The sequence below is a fragment of the Natronorubrum halalkaliphilum genome (assembly GCF_009834785.1).
In the GTDB taxonomy this organism is placed as follows: domain Archaea; phylum Halobacteriota; class Halobacteria; order Halobacteriales; family Natrialbaceae; genus Natronorubrum; species Natronorubrum halalkaliphilum.
The window spans coordinates 16,608-30,342 of sequence record NZ_WUYX01000020.1 but is presented as its reverse complement, the minus strand read 5'-3'; the positions used below and the strand labels follow the sequence as shown (position 1 = coordinate 30,342).

Below are 13,735 nucleotides of genomic sequence, written 5' to 3'. Positions count from 1 at the left end.
CTCATGGCTCTGCTGACGAACACAGCCTCGCTTTCAGGCTCGCTCGGATCGATCCGGGAATCACTCCTCGACCAGTCCAGCTCGAATCGGGCATTGTTGCTGATGGCCCCGCTGATCGCGTTCGAACTGCTGATCTTTGTGATTCCATTTTTCATCCTATTGCGAATCAGCGTCGCCGGGAGTTCAACCGATCACGTCTTCGCCGAGGGAACGTGGTCGCTCGAAGCCTATCGGGAAGTGCTGACCAGCGACTTACTCTGGAGTATCATCGGCTACTCGTTCCAGTTAGGAGCGATCGTGACGGTTCTGGCCGTCGTGATCGGCCTGTTCTACGCGTACGCGATCTGGCGTTCGACCGGACTGCTCAAGTCGCTATTGCTGTTCTCGGTCGTGCTACCGCTGTTGACGACGCTCGTCATCAGAACGTACGCGTTCGACCCACTGCTGGTTCCCGCCGGGCTCGTCCCCGGAACGGTCGGTGTCGTCGTCGCACAGCTCTATATCGTCCTTCCCTACGCCGTGCTGGCGATCTACAGCGTCATGGCGACGACCGACTGGGACGTCGTCGAGGCCGCACGCGACCTCGGCGCGAGCCGCCCGCGGTCGGTCCTCGAGGTCGTCGTCCCGCAGGTGATGCCGGGGATCATCGTCGCCGCGGTGGTTTCCTTCGCCTGGAGCGTCGGCGCCTACGCCGCGCCGGAGTTGCTCTCGAACGATATCACGTTCGCCATGCACGTCGAAGGGCTGATGCTCTCGGACATGCGCTATCCCGAGGCAGCCGCGCTGGCGGTCGTCATGCTCGGGCTAATGGGCGTCTGTATCGCCGGGATCTTCACCGTCCTCAACCGCTTCGGAGGTGACTTCGAACTTGCATAGAGAGACCGTCGAAGCCGTCGCGTTCCGCGCCGGCTACCTGACCCTGTTCGCGCTCATGTTGCTCCCGCTGCTGGTCGTCATCGCGACCTCGTTCTCGGCGGGCAGCCGGATCGCCTTCCCGCCCGACGGGCTCTCGCTCGTCTGGTACGGCGAGTTCTTCCAGAGCCGCCGCTGGCTCGAGGCGTTCACGAACAGTCTCGTCGTCGGCGTCGGAACGGCCGTCGTCGCGACGGGGCTCGGCGTGATGGGTGCGTTCGGCCAGGAACTCGACGACGGCTCGCTCGGGACGATCCTCGCACCGCTCGTCCTCGTCCCGCTGTTGATTCCGCCCGTTATCCTCGGGATCACGCTGTTGATGTACTTCAACGAGGTCGGCCTGCGCGGCAGCTACTGGACGATCATCCTCGCACACACGCTCTGGGCGACGCCGCTGGTTTACTTCGTGATGCGATCGGTGTTCAGCCGGTTCGACTGGCAACAGCTAGACGCCGCACACGATCTCGGGGCCGGCCCGATCCAGTCGTTCGTCCACGTCGTCTTGCCGAACGTCAAACACGGCGTCTTCGTCGGCGCGCTCCTGGCGTTCATCATCAGCCTCCAGGAGTTCGTGATGGCGCTGTTCCTCTCGACCGCGAGCACGCAGACGATCCCGGTGTTGGCCTGGACCGAAATCCGGCAGGCGCTGGATCCGATGGTGAGCGTCGTCTCGACGTTTCTCATCCTCATCTCGCTCGGCGCGCTCGTCCTCGCCGTGATCGCGACGAACCTCGAGTGGGTTTCGAAGCAACTGTCCTGAGGGGACGCCCGCCGTTGTCGTTGCCGTTGCCGATGCCGTCCATTTTCGCCGCCATTTCGGTCCGCTCAGACGGGCTGCTGTCCGTCGTTGCCGGTGCAACCGCGAAGTACGGCAGCGATGATACCGGTAGATCGACACAGCAGACCGTGTCAGGCGTAGCTGAACTGGATCACCACGGTCCCGGCGAGGATAATGACCGAGGCCGACCCCTTCTGAGCCAGGGTGAACGGATCGAACTGCTCGGACAACAGCGTCGGTGCGAGTTTCGACAGCGCGAGCGCCCCGACAAACACCAGCAGGACGTCCAGTTTGGTGATCGCCGTCGCCAGCGACACGGGGCCGTGCTCGAGTGCCCTGAGAAACGTAAAGAGCCCAACGGCGTTCAACAGGCCGCCCACGAGCAGCAATCGCTCGCCGCTCGTCAGTTGGAAGCCGGCAGCGCTCGAGTTGTCGCTCACGCTCGAGAACTGTGAACCGCCGACTCGAAACCGCGACCCGGCGTGCAGCGGCGCGAGTGCACCGACCGACAGCAGCCCACCGAGGCTGATCCAGAAGAGGAGTTCGACGGTTCCGAAGTTATCGGTTAGCGCCTTCATGCCCGTGTTGAGGATGGCGAAGGCGACGGCCGCCGCAGCGGCGACCGCGACGGTCGGGAGGCTGAGTCGCTCGCGGAACGAGCCCTCGCCGCGCTCGTAGGAGATAAAGAGCGCGCCGAAGACGACGAGGCCGACGCCGGCGTAGACACCGGGCGGAAACGCCTCTCCGAGCAACAGGTATCCGAGTAGCAAGACGAAAATGATCTCCAGGGCCAGCGCCGGCACGAACCGCGAGACGTCGCCGTTGATCAGCCCCCAGTAATAGACGCCGTAGGCGACCGTCGAGACGACGCCGAAGAGCAGTGCCGCCAGTACCGGCGTCGACAGGAGACTCGCCGTCACGCCGCGTTCACCGCCGGTGAGCGACGGCCACTCGAGAGCGGCCCCGGCGACGACGTAGACCGCATAGAACGGCACACAGGTGAAGACGGTCAGCCGGATCGGGTCGTCGATCTCGGTGCCGCTAACGACTTTCGAGAGCAAGGCGATACCTGCGTAGACGACCGCGGTCAGCAGCGCGTAGCCCAGCCAGATCGATGTCACGCAGCGATCACCGCACACTGGCGTTCGAATCGCGGATACTCGTGCGCCTCGGACGTGAGACACAGTCGGATATTATCACCGTCCATCCCTGCCGACGGAACCGCTCGAGGCGGAAAAGTCGGACGAAGATATCTAGCAGTAGTTGGTATACGACTTCTTTGTTCAGTGCGGGTTGTGAAAATCGGGCTCAGTATAAGCGGAGGCGTTACCGCTGTAGCATCCGAACGAGTGAAGCGAGTTCGGTTCACCGACGCGAGGCCAAAGGCCGAGCAGTCGGCCTTTTTCATCGAAGTTTCTGCGCGAGGATGAGCGAAGCGAATCCGACACGGAAAAAGTTCGTTGTGCACACGCAGTTACCGAATCGCCTGTTTCAGTTTCAGGTCCGAGACTAAATAACGAAATCGCGCTACGATCTACTGCTAGAGTTTCCGCTGCGTTTTAGCGAGTGCGTTCGTGGCGTGTCAGTACGCTATCGACGTCACCAACGCTATCGAAACTACCGAAACAAGCCCGACGGACGTTAGAGGAACCGGAAGGTCTCGAGGTTCTTCGGCGCGAACGTCCGCATGTCGTAATCGTGGTACAGTGCGCTCGAGAGGTCCTGGGTCGAGCGTTCGTCGCCGTGGACACAGAGAACCTTCTCGGGTCGGGGGTTCATCGTTTTGACGAAGTTCTCGAGGCCGGCGCGGTCGGCGTGGCCGGAGAAGCCGTCGACGGTTTCGACGTTCATATTCAGCGAGAGGGTGCCGCGGCCGCCGCCGTTGCCCATGGCGCCGACCTCGCTGGTCGGAATTTCGTCCCAGCCGTTCTGGATGCGTCGGCCGAGGGTTCCCTGAGCCTGGTAGCCGACGAACATCAGCGTCGAGTCCGGATCGGGGCCGATGTGGGAGAGCCAGGACATGATCGGTCCGCCGGTAACCATACCCGAGGTCGAAAGGATAATACAGGGGTCGCCGTCGGCGACGTCCTGTCGTTCCTCCTCGCCGCCGTCGATGTGGTTGAACTCCTCGGCGAGGAACGGGTTCTCGTTGTCGTGGAAAATCCGGTCGCGAAGGTCGTCTCGAAGGTATTCGGGATAGGTCGTGTGGATCGCGGTCGCCTCCCAGATCATCCCGTCTAAGTGCACCGGCATCTCGGGGATGTCGCCGCTGCGCATCGCCTCCTCTAGGACGAGCATGATCTCCTGTGATCGCCCGACTGCGAAGGCAGGAATGACTACCTTTCCGCCTCGATCGTAGGTGTCCTGAATGACCTTCTTCAGGTTCCGTTCGGAGTCTTCCTGATCGGTCTGGTAGTCGTTGCGACCGCCGTAGGTCGACTCGAGAACGAGCGTTTCGACCCGCGGGAAGTCGTTAACCGCGCCGTTGAACAGGCGGGTGTCGTCGTAGTGAATGTCACCGGAGAAGCAGACGTTGTAGAGGCCGTCACCGATGTGGAAGTGGCTCACGGCCGAGCCGAGGATGTGACCCGCGTTGTGGAAGGTGAGTTTGACGTCGGGCGCGATATCCGTGACGTCGCCGTACTCGAGGGGAATGCAATGTTTGATCGCTTCGCGGACCTGCTCGCTTTCGTACGGCGGCGCGCGCCCTTCCTTGGCGGCGACGTCGAGGTAGTCGAGCGTGAGCAGTCCCATCAGGTCTCGAGTCGGTTCGGTGCAGTAAATCGGACCGTCGTAGCCGTACTTGAACAGGAGCGGGATCAGTGCGGAGTGGTCGAGGTGGGCGTGGGTGAGGACGACCGCGTCGATCGTCTGCGGACCCGCGCCGAGGGCTTCGGGCGCGTGGAGGTACGGCACCTCTCCCTCCGCGCCGGGCTTGTCGCCGCAGTCGATGAGGATGCGCGTTTCGGGCGTCGAGAGGATAAAGGACGCGCGTCCGACCTCGCGACAGCAGCCGAGGGTCGTAATGCGGACGTACTCGTCGTCGGACATCTCCTCGCGGTGGATCTGTCGACCGACCTTCTCCAGGATGTCCCGTCGCTCGTCGCGTTCCTGTTTGAGGAAGCTCCGGACGTTCGAGACCGTCGAGGACTCGATCGGCGGCGTGCGGACGACTTCCGGCGTCCAGCCGACGTTCTTGGTGATCTCGCGGAGCGTCGATCCGTGGCGGCCGATAACCATGCCGGGTTTCTGGGCTTCGATAACGACCTCGCCGGTGTCGGCGTGGAAGTCCAGATCCGTGACCCCCGCTTCTTCGGGGATGACGTTCATGATCTGCTCGCGGGCCTCTTCGGGCCGCGAGAGGACGCTCGGGTCGGGACGGACGGTGATCCGCTTCCGGAGTTTGCTCGCGAGCTTCCGGATGAGGTCACCCTGTTGGGCGAACTCCTTCGGATCGCGCGTGTAGACCACCAGCTCCGGGCCTTCGTATTTCACCGAGGAGACCGAGATATCGCTCGGTAACTCGCTCGTGATCTGTGCTTTCAAGTCGTCGAGTTGCTGCTCTACAGTACTCATAGGTCGCCAATTTGGCTTGCGTGAACTCGCCGCCGGGGAGCGAAGGTATCCAGCCGGCTGCAAACGGCCAGGAACTGGGCTTCGAGGTCGGGACGGCGACGGTCGCCACGTGCCAATCTCGAGGTGAACAGACGCTGGGTTCGTAACACAACGTCGGTCGTATTCGGTCCAGTATCCCGGATCATCGCGTTGTACAGTGCTGTAACGCACACGCTCCCAGGTCGGTGTCCTGGTTCGTGCGGGAAGATTCCAGGGAGAACCCGCTTATCCGACGCTATTCTTTGCGTCGTATATAAGCCTTCGCAAAACCCAGGGCCGTTCGGCACGAACTCGGGGTATGGAACTGACTCCAGAGCGGGTCGTGACGGAGCGAAATTGGGTTGCCGACCGCGCAGCCACCGTGGTTCCGATCATCAACGGCGTGCGCGACGATCTCGGCGACGTCTTCGAAACGGAGGTCGATCACGTAACCGAAGCCCAGTACCTCGACGCGGTCGACGCCGTCTTCGCCGACGGCGATCTGGCGGTCAACGTCGCAGCTCTGGTCGCGATCCTCCGCGACCTCGACGTCGAGGGCGATTATCCCGGCTTCGTCGTCGACGAAATCCTCGGCCGCGAGCTTGCGGCGACGATCAGCGGCACCCAGCCGCTGCGGACGCTCGGCGAGGCGACGTTTCACTACGCCGATCTGCAGGCCCACGGTGACGCCGGCGAAAACGCGGGCGTCGACGACTGCGAGGCAGCACTCGCGGCCGGCTTCCAGGAACGAATTCCGGGCTGGAACTGGACCGAGCGCGAGAGTCCGTTCGGCGTCGAGTGAGAAGATCGAAGAGCGTGTATCAGTGCCAACTGATACGGTTTCCTGTAGTCAATTACCGCCGATCACCAGGGACGGGGTCGGTGATCGGCGGTACATAGTTACAGCAATCCGTATGAGAAGGGACGATCGTAGAACGGGGTTCGCGGCGGACGGCGCTCCCGATTGGTTACTCGTCGTCGCCGTCGTCGCCGTCGTCGCCGTCGTCTTCGGAGCCCTCGTCCGCGTCGTCGTCCCCATCTTCCTCACTTTCGCCCTCTTCGTCGCCTTCCTCGGAGTCGCCGTCTTCGGGCGGTTCTTCTGCCGGCGGCTGTTGCTGCTGTTGCTGTTGCTCGAGGAACCGATCGTAGGCGCTGCCGGTATGGATCGAGCTGACTTCGCCGTCTTTGAGCGCCTCGATGAGCGAGTCGCCCGCAGCATCGACCTGAAAGAGCCCCATCTCCTCGGTGGACTCCTCGATCGTGAGTTCGGACTCGTCGTCCGCCCGGTCCTCGAAATCCGCAACCGCATCCTCGATCAGTTCCTGTTGCTCCTGTTGGGCCTCCATCGGGTCCATCTCTCCCGATTCGAGGGCTTCCTGAAGATCCTCGATATCGTCCTCGTCCGGTCCGACGGCGACGGTTAAGAGGCCGTCCTCCGCATCTTCGCTCATCGGGTTGAGCGATGAACAGCCCGCAAGAGAGGCCGCAGCGCCTGTACCGGTGAGTTGGAGGAATCTACGGCGATTGTGTGCGTTCGTCATTTCGTGTTCGAACGCGGGGTCGGAGCGTGAAAAGCGTTGTTGACCTGTTGTGCCAGTCCGGATCGGCCCGTTTCGGTCGCTCCCGATCGTCGTCCGGGCCCCTTTTATCCGCCCGCAGAGTACGTCGTCCCAGTGACGTCCGGAACACCGACGGCCGCGTCCGCACAGGCGGTGACCCTCGAGCAGCCGGGACTCGAGGACGCCTGCGAGGCCATCGCCGACGGCATCGAGCGCGAGGCGCTCGTGACCGTTTTCGGCCGCTGTACCGTCGACTACGAGGGGCGAGCCTCGAGCACGATCGAGGCGGGCGATCGCCACGTCATGCTCAAACCCGACGGCGCGGCGCTGGTCCACACCGACGAGGGCCAGCAGCCGGTCAACTGGCAGCCGCCGGGCTGCGAGCACGAGGTTTACTGCGACCGTGCGAAGGGGTCGGAGACGGATGATGACACGGATGTGGATTCGGATAGGGACGCAAACGCAGACGCACTCGTCCTCGAGAGCGTTCGGTCGACGCCCGAAGAACGTCTGCGCGTCCGATTTCAGCGCGTGCTGCAGGTCTCGACGTTCTCCGGCACCGACGAGAACGAACTCACCCTCTCCGGAACCGAGGAGGACCTCCGACAGCGGATTCTCGAGGAACCCGCGCTCCTCGAGGCCGGCTTCACCCCGCTCGCGACGGAACGCGAGACCTCCGCCGGCGCGGTCGACATATACGGCACGGACGCCGCGAACCGAACGGTCGTCGTCGAACTCAAGCGCCGCCGCGTCGGACCGGACGCGGTGAGTCAGCTTCGGCGGTACGTCGACGCCTTGGAGCGCGACCTCCACGCCGACGCCGATGTCCGCGGGATTCTGGTCGCCCCGTCAGTGACCGGCCGCGCCGATCGACTGCTGGTCGATCACGGTCTCGAGTTCGTTTCGCTCGAGCCGACGGGCGAGTGAGGAACGAGGGGTGAGAAGGGCGAGGAGCGAGGAGTTGACGTCTGGAGAGTGGTCGATCGAATGTAGATGGGAGCGAATAACGGGTATGGCACAGCCGACTCGAGCGCGCACCCGCAGTCGCGTCCTGGGTATTGTTTCGTACGGGCTGGCGTAACGGTGTGCCGGAGCGATCGCAAGACTGCCCGCAGTCGTTCCGATACCGACGTATAGCAGTCCGTATCAGTCGGTCCTACTCCTCGAGCAGCCGCTTCAGTCGATCGAGTTCCGTCAGCGCCTCGACGGGCGTAAGGTGGCCGAGATCGAGCGCTCGGAGTTCGGCGGCGACGTCGGTGGGGACGTCCCCACCGTCGGCAGTGGCCGTCGCCGCGGCCCCCGGGTCGTCAGTTTCGCCGGCTCGAGCACCCGATCCGGCCTCGTGTTCGCCGGTCTCTCCGCCGACAGTCGGTTCCGGGTCGTCGTCCGCCTCCGCGACCAGCTCCCTCGAACGATCGACGACGTCCTCGGGAACCCCCGCGGCCGTGGCAACTTCGACGCCGTAGGAGCCCGTCGCCGCACCCGGAGCGATCTCGTGGTGAAAGACGACCTCACCGTCGACCTGCTCGACCTCGAAGTGGAGCGTGAAGGCGGTCTCGAGGTCGTCGGCCAGTTCAGTGAGCGGGTGGTGGTGCGTCGCGAAGAGCGTCGTCGCGCCGACCGCGTCGTGGACGTGCTCGGTGATCGCCTGCGCGATGGCGAGGCCGTCCGCGGTCGAGGTGCCGCGACCGACCTCGTCGAGGAGCACCAGCGAGCGGTCGTCGGCCTCGCGAAGGATGGTTGCGAGTTCGTCCATCTCGACCATGAACGTCGAGCGGCCGCCGGCGATGTCGTCGCTCGCGCCGACGCGGGTGAAGATCCGATCGGCGGGCGTCAACCGGGCCGATCTAGCGGGAACGAAGCTCCCGACCTGAGCCAGCAGGACGATCTGGGCCACCTGCCGCATGTACGTCGACTTCCCCGACATGTTGGGGCCCGTAATGACCGCCAGCCGCTGATCATTCGTGAACCGGGCGTCGTTGGGAACGAACGACTCCTGAGTCCGCTCGACGACGGGGTGGCGGCCCCCCTCGATATCGATCTCGAGGCCGTCTTGGCCCTCGGGGTCGACGATCTCGGGCCGACAGTAATCGTACTGTGCGGCGACGGTCGCCAGCGAGACGAGCGCGTCGAGGGTCGCGAGTGCCTCGGCCAGGTCCTGTACTCGTTCGACCTCCGCGGCGATCTCCCGGCGAACGTCACAGAAGAGTTCGTACTCGCGGTCGTCGGCCCGTTCCTCGGCACCGACGATCTCGTCCTCGCGCTCCTTGAGTGCCGGCGTGACGAACCGTTCGGAGTTTTTGAGCGTCTGCCGACGCTCGTAGTTCTCCGGAACCGCGTCTAGATTCGGGTTCGTCACCTCGATGTAGTAGCCGTGGACCGAGTTGTAGCCGACCTTCAGCGAGTCGACGCCGGTGCGCTCGCGTTCGCGCTCCTCGAGGTCGTCGATCCACTGTTTTCCGTCGCGGGCGGTCGCGCGAAGGTCGTCCAGATCCGCGTCGTACCCCGCCGCGATGATGTCGCCCTCGGTGATCTCGATCGGCGGGTCGGTTACGACGGCATCGTCGATCAGTTCGCGAACGTCGACGAGCGGGTCGAGATTCTCGCGGAGGTCCTGCAATCGGCTGCACTCGGCGTCGGCGAGTTGGTCTCGAATGTCTGGAACGACGGCCAGCGTCTCCCGAAGCGAGCGCAGATCGCGCGCGTTCGCCCGCTCGCGAGAGATGCGGCCGATCAGCCGCTCCAGATCGTAGACGTCTCGCAGCAGTTCGTGAAGCGTCTCGCGGTTCTGGACCGCGGCCGTCAGTTCCTCGACGGCGTCGAGACGAGCCTCGATCCGCGCCGGCTCGAGCAGCGGCCGTCGAATCCAGTCCCTGAGTTTGCGCCCCCCCAGCGCACACGCCGTCTCGTCCACGACGCCGACGAGCGTCGCGGCCTCGTGAGCGTCGACGGCTCGCGGCTCGAACAGTTCGAGGCTCCGCAGAGCGACGGCGTCGAGCAGGAGGTACTCACGGGGATCGTAGCGGGTGAGGTGGGTGATGTACTCGAGGCGGTTATCGTTCGGGTCGGTCTCGGCGTCGTCGGCTGCTCCTTCTTCGTCGCCGTCCGAACCGCCCTCGAGCGTCGTATCGCGCTCGCCCTCGTGGTCCCCGCCGCGGACGTACTCCGCGTAGGAGAGCAAGGCGCCGCAGGCCCGAATCTCGGCGTCACTGGCGAGCAAGGCGTCGGGATTGCGGAAGTACCGCGAGACCGTCTCGCCGGCGCGGTCGCGGTCGAACGCCGCCGCGTCGAACGGCGTGACCATACAGTCCCCTGGAAAGAGATCGTCGGGGGCGTTCGGGCCGACGACCGCCTCCGGGGGATCGAACCGACTCACCTCGTCCGCGATGGCCTCGCTCGAGGTCGAACTCGTGGCGAGGAAATCGCCCGTGGAGACGTCGAGGAGGGCGAGGGCGAGTTCTCGGCCGGTCTCGGTTCCGGTTGCGGGTTGAGTCGTAGTTTTGGTTTTAGTTCCCGCATCGCTCCCACCCTCGCGAGCCACCGCCGCCACGAAGTTGTTGTCGTCGCTCGCGAGCAGTTCGTCCTCCGTGAGCGTCCCGGGAGTGATCACGCGCGTGACCGCCCGCTCGACGACGCCGGGCGTTTCCCCGGGTTCTTCGACCTGATCCGCAACGGCGACCCGGTAGCCGGCCTCGAGCAACGTCTCGATGTACGATTCGGCGTTGTCGATCGGAATGCCGGCCATCGGGTACTCGCCGGTGCTGTCCTCGCGGCTGGTCAGGGCGATCTCGAGCAGTCGTGCGGTGCGTTCGGCGGCTCCACAGAAAGTTTCGTAGAAGTCGCCCACCTGAAAGAGGACGATCGCGTCGTCGTATCGCGCACAGAGGTCGTGGTACTGCGCCATCATGGGCGTCAGCTCGTCGCGTTTCTCGGCCATCGCCTCGGGCGGGCCAAGCGCCGGATCCATACCCGCAATCCGGCTTCGAACGCGGAAATAGCTTGCTGGATCGACCTGGATCGGTCGCACTCGGCGACAGTTCCGATTGCGCGACTGTCACGACACGGATAACACGTATTACGGTCGCCGTCGCAAAGGAACGTAAGTGCCATGAGTGCCCGTTCGTCGATCGCGAGTCGCGTTTTCGTCTGTCTCGTCACTGGCTTGCTCATCGGCGCCGGCGCGGCCGGCGTCGTGACAGCGGCGACGCCGGCCGGCGAAGCGGTGCTGATAGATTCGGACGCGGAGGAAGACACGGACTCGTTCGAGACGAGTCCCGACGAGTCGGTCGAAGTCAGTTCGTCGGTGGAAACGACGGTCGAGACCGCTGATGACCTCGAGAACGCGACGAACGAGACGACCGACAATATCGAAAACGGGACCGACGAACTCGAGGAAACGGCCGACGAACCCAGCGACGAACTCGAGGAACCCACCGACGGAACGACGGACGCGACCGAATCGACGACTGACGCCGCGGACGCCGTCGACGCGACGACGAATGAGTCGGTCGCTTCGCTCGAGGACATCGTTTTCGAGCCGCTTCAGTCGATCCGGATGCTGCCCGGAACGGTCGGAGCCGACCTCGAAGCGAACGGCGCTGCGCTCGAGGTGGCGGCCGACGTCTCGACCGCCGGATCGGACGAGGGGGGCGGTAACGAGACGGCAACGGGTGACGGCGATACGTCCGCGTCCGCCGAGACGTCGACAGCGATCGACGCCGCGCTTGTCGGCCTGCTGGGGGCGATCACCGCTTCCGGGGCTGCAGCGGGGGGTGGCGGTGCTGGTGCCGGTGCCGGCGCTGGGGCTGGAGCATCCGGTGCCAGCGGCAGCGGTCTCGCGGCGAGTTGGCTGGGCCAGACTCGGCCCGCCGGCCTTCGGTACCTCCGGCGTGCCGGTTCGATCCTTCCCTGGGAACTCGTCCCGATCTTCAAGTACAGTCGATACGATGATTCCGATCCGCTCGAGAACGACCGCCGACGAACGGTCTACGAGACGATCCAAGCCGATCCGGGCTGCTATCTGTCGCAGGTGAGCGAGCGAAGCGGCGTCTCGCTCTCGACAGTCCGCCACCACGTCCGCGTGCTCGAGGACGAGGATCTGGTGGCGGGGACCAAGATCAACGGCAAGCGTCGGTACTATCTCGATTCCGGCGGCGAAACGGCGGCCGATGGAGCGGGCCCCGAACTCGAGAACGCGGAACTTCACGCCGCGCTCGAGGAGCCGGCCAAACGCGAGGTTCTGGAGGCGCTCGCAGCGTTCGGGTCGGCTCCGAACGGCAGACTCGCGGACGAACTCGAGCGCGATCCAAGCACCGTCTCCCACCACCTCTCGGCGCTCGAGGACGACAACCTGGTCGTTCGCGAGAAAGACGGTCGGTCGGTCAGCAACGAACTCGCGCCCGGCGTCGAGGCGACGCTGTGCGGTGACGAGGCGTCGCTCGAGAATGAGTCGACCGAATCGTCGGCCTCGGTACCGGCGGACGATTAACTGACCGTGTCGTCGGTCTCGACGGACTCGTACTCGCGATCGGCGAGAATCTCCCGTAGCTGTTCCGCAAACTCCCAGACGTCCTCGAAGCGGGTGTACAACGGTGCCGGACAGACCCGGATGACGTTCGGCGGACGGAAGTCGACCACGAGACCGCGGTCGCGAAGCGTTTTGCTGACGCGTTCGGCGTCGGGATGAGTGATGGCCACGTGGCCGCCGCGCTCTTCCGGCGTCCGCGGCGTGGCGACCGAACACTGCAGATCCGCGAGTTTGTCGTCGACCAGCGAGATGAGATACGAGGTCAGCGCGAGCGACTTCGCCCGGATCGTCTCGATGCCGGCCTCGTGGACGATCTCGAGCGCCCCGGCGAGGGGTGCGGCGCTCATGACCGGTACCGTGCCGATCTGCCACGCGCCGGCGGAGTCGGCCGGGGTGTACGTCTCCCGGAGTTCGAACTGAGTCTCCTTCTCGTGGCCCCACCAGCCCGAAAGCGCCGGCGTCTTGCCGTGGTGGCGTTCGTCGACGTAGAGGCCGGCGATCGCACCGGGGCCGGCGTTGAGGTACTTGTAGCTACACCAGACCGCGAAGTCGACGCCGTGGCTCGAGAGGTCGTGGGGCACGACGCCAACCGAGTGAGCGAGGTCGAATCCGACGAGAGCGTCGTGTTCGTGGGCCGCTTCGGCGATGCGTTCGACGTCGAGTAACTGACCGCTCCGGTAGAGCACCGACGGCATGAATACGAGACCGATCTCGCGCTCCTCCAGCGCGTCGATGACGTCCGCTTCGGCGATCGTTCGGCCGTCCCGGCTCTCGACGAGGTGGAAGTGGTCGTCCGGGTCGTACCCGCGCTGGCGCAACTGCGCCCGGATCGCGTAGTGATCCGTCGGGAAGTCGAGTTCGTTGGCCAGAATCCCCGGCGGGCGGTCCTCCATCGCGTCCAGAAACGTCCCGATGAGCGTGTGGATGTTGACCGTGGTCGAGTTCGCGACGACCACCTCGTCGGGATCGGCACCGACCAGCGGTGCGAGGTCCTCGCCCAGCGACTCGCCGTACCGGAACCAGGGACGTTCCGCGTCGGTCCACCCCTTGATGCCGAGCGTTCGCCACTCCTCGACCGCCCGGTCGAGCGACCGTTCGGCGGCGTCCGAGATCGGCCCTAACGAGTTGCCGTCCAGGTAGATCTCGCCGGGCACGTCGAATCGGTCTCGGAACCTCGCGAGCGGATCGTCAGCGTCGCGTTCGCGAGCGTACGCCACACCGTCGCCGTGCGTTCGGTCGCCGTCGAAACCGGGGTCCATGCGCTACAGTTGGTCAGGACGTACTGAAACGTTTCGGCGGGTTGCTCTCGAGGCGACCCGGCTGTCGTCGATCCCGATCGGGCACGCACCGGGGTGGCTGCCGCCG

10 protein-coding genes are annotated in these 13,735 nt (G+C 64.8%); 5 read left to right on the top strand and 5 right to left on the bottom strand.

The genetic code is table 11. The features are described 5' to 3' along the window. Positions 1-3 precede the first annotated feature (3 nt). Together GS429_RS05140 and GS429_RS05135 are read left to right on the top strand one after the other, a co-directional pair. Positions 4-876, top strand: coding sequence for an ABC transporter permease (locus GS429_RS05140; RefSeq protein WP_160063363.1), 873 nt, complete (start codon positions 4-6; stop codon positions 874-876). Beyond that, positions 869-1,672, top strand: a complete 804-nt coding sequence (locus GS429_RS05135; RefSeq protein ID WP_160063361.1) for an ABC transporter permease — start codon at positions 869-871, stop codon at positions 1,670-1,672. The genes GS429_RS05140 and GS429_RS05135 overlap by 8 nt, the downstream gene beginning before the upstream one ends. A 149-nt stretch (positions 1,673-1,821) precedes the next feature. On the opposite strand, the gene GS429_RS05130 is transcribed toward GS429_RS05135, so the two are convergent. Together GS429_RS05130 and GS429_RS05125 are read right to left on the bottom strand one after the other, a co-directional pair. Further along, a complete protein-coding gene (locus GS429_RS05130; RefSeq protein WP_328821249.1) occupies positions 1,822-2,811 on the bottom strand; it encodes an EamA family transporter in 990 nt (329 codons plus the stop codon). Positions 2,812-3,331: 520 nt separating this feature from the next. Then, complete coding sequence (locus GS429_RS05125; protein ID WP_160063359.1) at positions 3,332-5,266, bottom strand: beta-CASP ribonuclease aCPSF1; 1,935 nt, start codon at positions 5,264-5,266, stop codon at positions 3,332-3,334. Between the two features lie 337 nt (positions 5,267-5,603). Between GS429_RS05125 and GS429_RS05120 the strand changes: the two genes are divergently transcribed. Then, positions 5,604-6,086: a DUF7984 family protein gene (locus GS429_RS05120; RefSeq protein ID WP_160063357.1), complete on the top strand. Its 483-nt coding sequence runs from the start codon at positions 5,604-5,606 to the stop codon at positions 6,084-6,086. A 166-nt stretch (positions 6,087-6,252) separates the two neighbouring features. Here the strand turns inward: GS429_RS05120 and GS429_RS05115 are convergent, their stop codons facing one another. Continuing rightward, positions 6,253-6,735: a hypothetical protein gene (locus GS429_RS05115; RefSeq protein WP_160063355.1), complete on the bottom strand. Its 483-nt coding sequence runs from the start codon at positions 6,733-6,735 to the stop codon at positions 6,253-6,255. Between the two features lie 222 nt (positions 6,736-6,957). Between GS429_RS05115 and nucS the strand changes: the two genes are divergently transcribed. Beyond that, positions 6,958-7,770 (top strand): endonuclease NucS, encoded by an 813-nt coding sequence (nucS, locus tag GS429_RS05110; RefSeq protein ID WP_328821248.1) that lies wholly within the window; start codon positions 6,958-6,960, stop codon positions 7,768-7,770. A gap of 229 nt (positions 7,771-7,999) precedes the next feature. Here the strand turns inward: nucS and mutS are convergent, their stop codons facing one another. Further along, positions 8,000-10,810 carry a DNA mismatch repair protein MutS gene (gene mutS / locus GS429_RS05105; RefSeq protein ID WP_160063351.1) on the bottom strand — a complete coding sequence of 937 codons (2,811 nt, stop codon included), beginning with the start codon at positions 10,808-10,810 and terminating at the stop codon, positions 8,000-8,002. Between the two features lie 141 nt (positions 10,811-10,951). On the opposite strand from mutS, the gene GS429_RS05100 reads away from it, so the two are divergent. Next, complete coding sequence (locus GS429_RS05100) at positions 10,952-12,331, top strand: winged helix-turn-helix transcriptional regulator (protein WP_160063349.1); 1,380 nt, start codon at positions 10,952-10,954, stop codon at positions 12,329-12,331. Here GS429_RS05100 and kynU read toward each other — a convergent pair. Beyond that, on the bottom strand, positions 12,328-13,629 hold the full coding sequence (gene kynU / locus GS429_RS05095) for a kynureninase (RefSeq protein ID WP_160063347.1): 1,302 nt from the start codon (positions 13,627-13,629) through the stop codon (positions 12,328-12,330). The genes GS429_RS05100 and kynU overlap by 4 nt on opposite strands. Between the last annotated feature and the right edge of the window lie 106 nt (positions 13,630-13,735).

What these genes read in the sequence shown, in the direction of transcription:
- GS429_RS05140 (WP_160063363.1), top strand. Translation starts at nt 4, where the DNA reads ATGGCTCTGCTGACGAACACAGCCTCGCTTTCAGGCTCGCTCGGATCG.
- GS429_RS05125 (WP_160063359.1), bottom strand. Translation starts at nt 5,266, where the DNA reads ATGAGTACTGTAGAGCAGCAACTCGACGACTTGAAAGCACAGATCACG.
- GS429_RS05120 (WP_160063357.1), top strand. Translation starts at nt 5,604, where the DNA reads ATGGAACTGACTCCAGAGCGGGTCGTGACGGAGCGAAATTGGGTTGCC.
- GS429_RS05115 (WP_160063355.1), bottom strand. Translation starts at nt 6,735, where the DNA reads ATGAGCGAAGATGCGGAGGACGGCCTCTTAACCGTCGCCGTCGGACCG.
- mutS (WP_160063351.1), bottom strand. Translation starts at nt 10,810, where the DNA reads ATGGATCCGGCGCTTGGCCCGCCCGAGGCGATGGCCGAGAAACGCGAC.
- GS429_RS05100 (WP_160063349.1), top strand. Translation starts at nt 10,952, where the DNA reads ATGAGTGCCCGTTCGTCGATCGCGAGTCGCGTTTTCGTCTGTCTCGTC.
- kynU (WP_160063347.1), bottom strand. Translation starts at nt 13,629, where the DNA reads ATGGACCCCGGTTTCGACGGCGACCGAACGCACGGCGACGGTGTGGCG.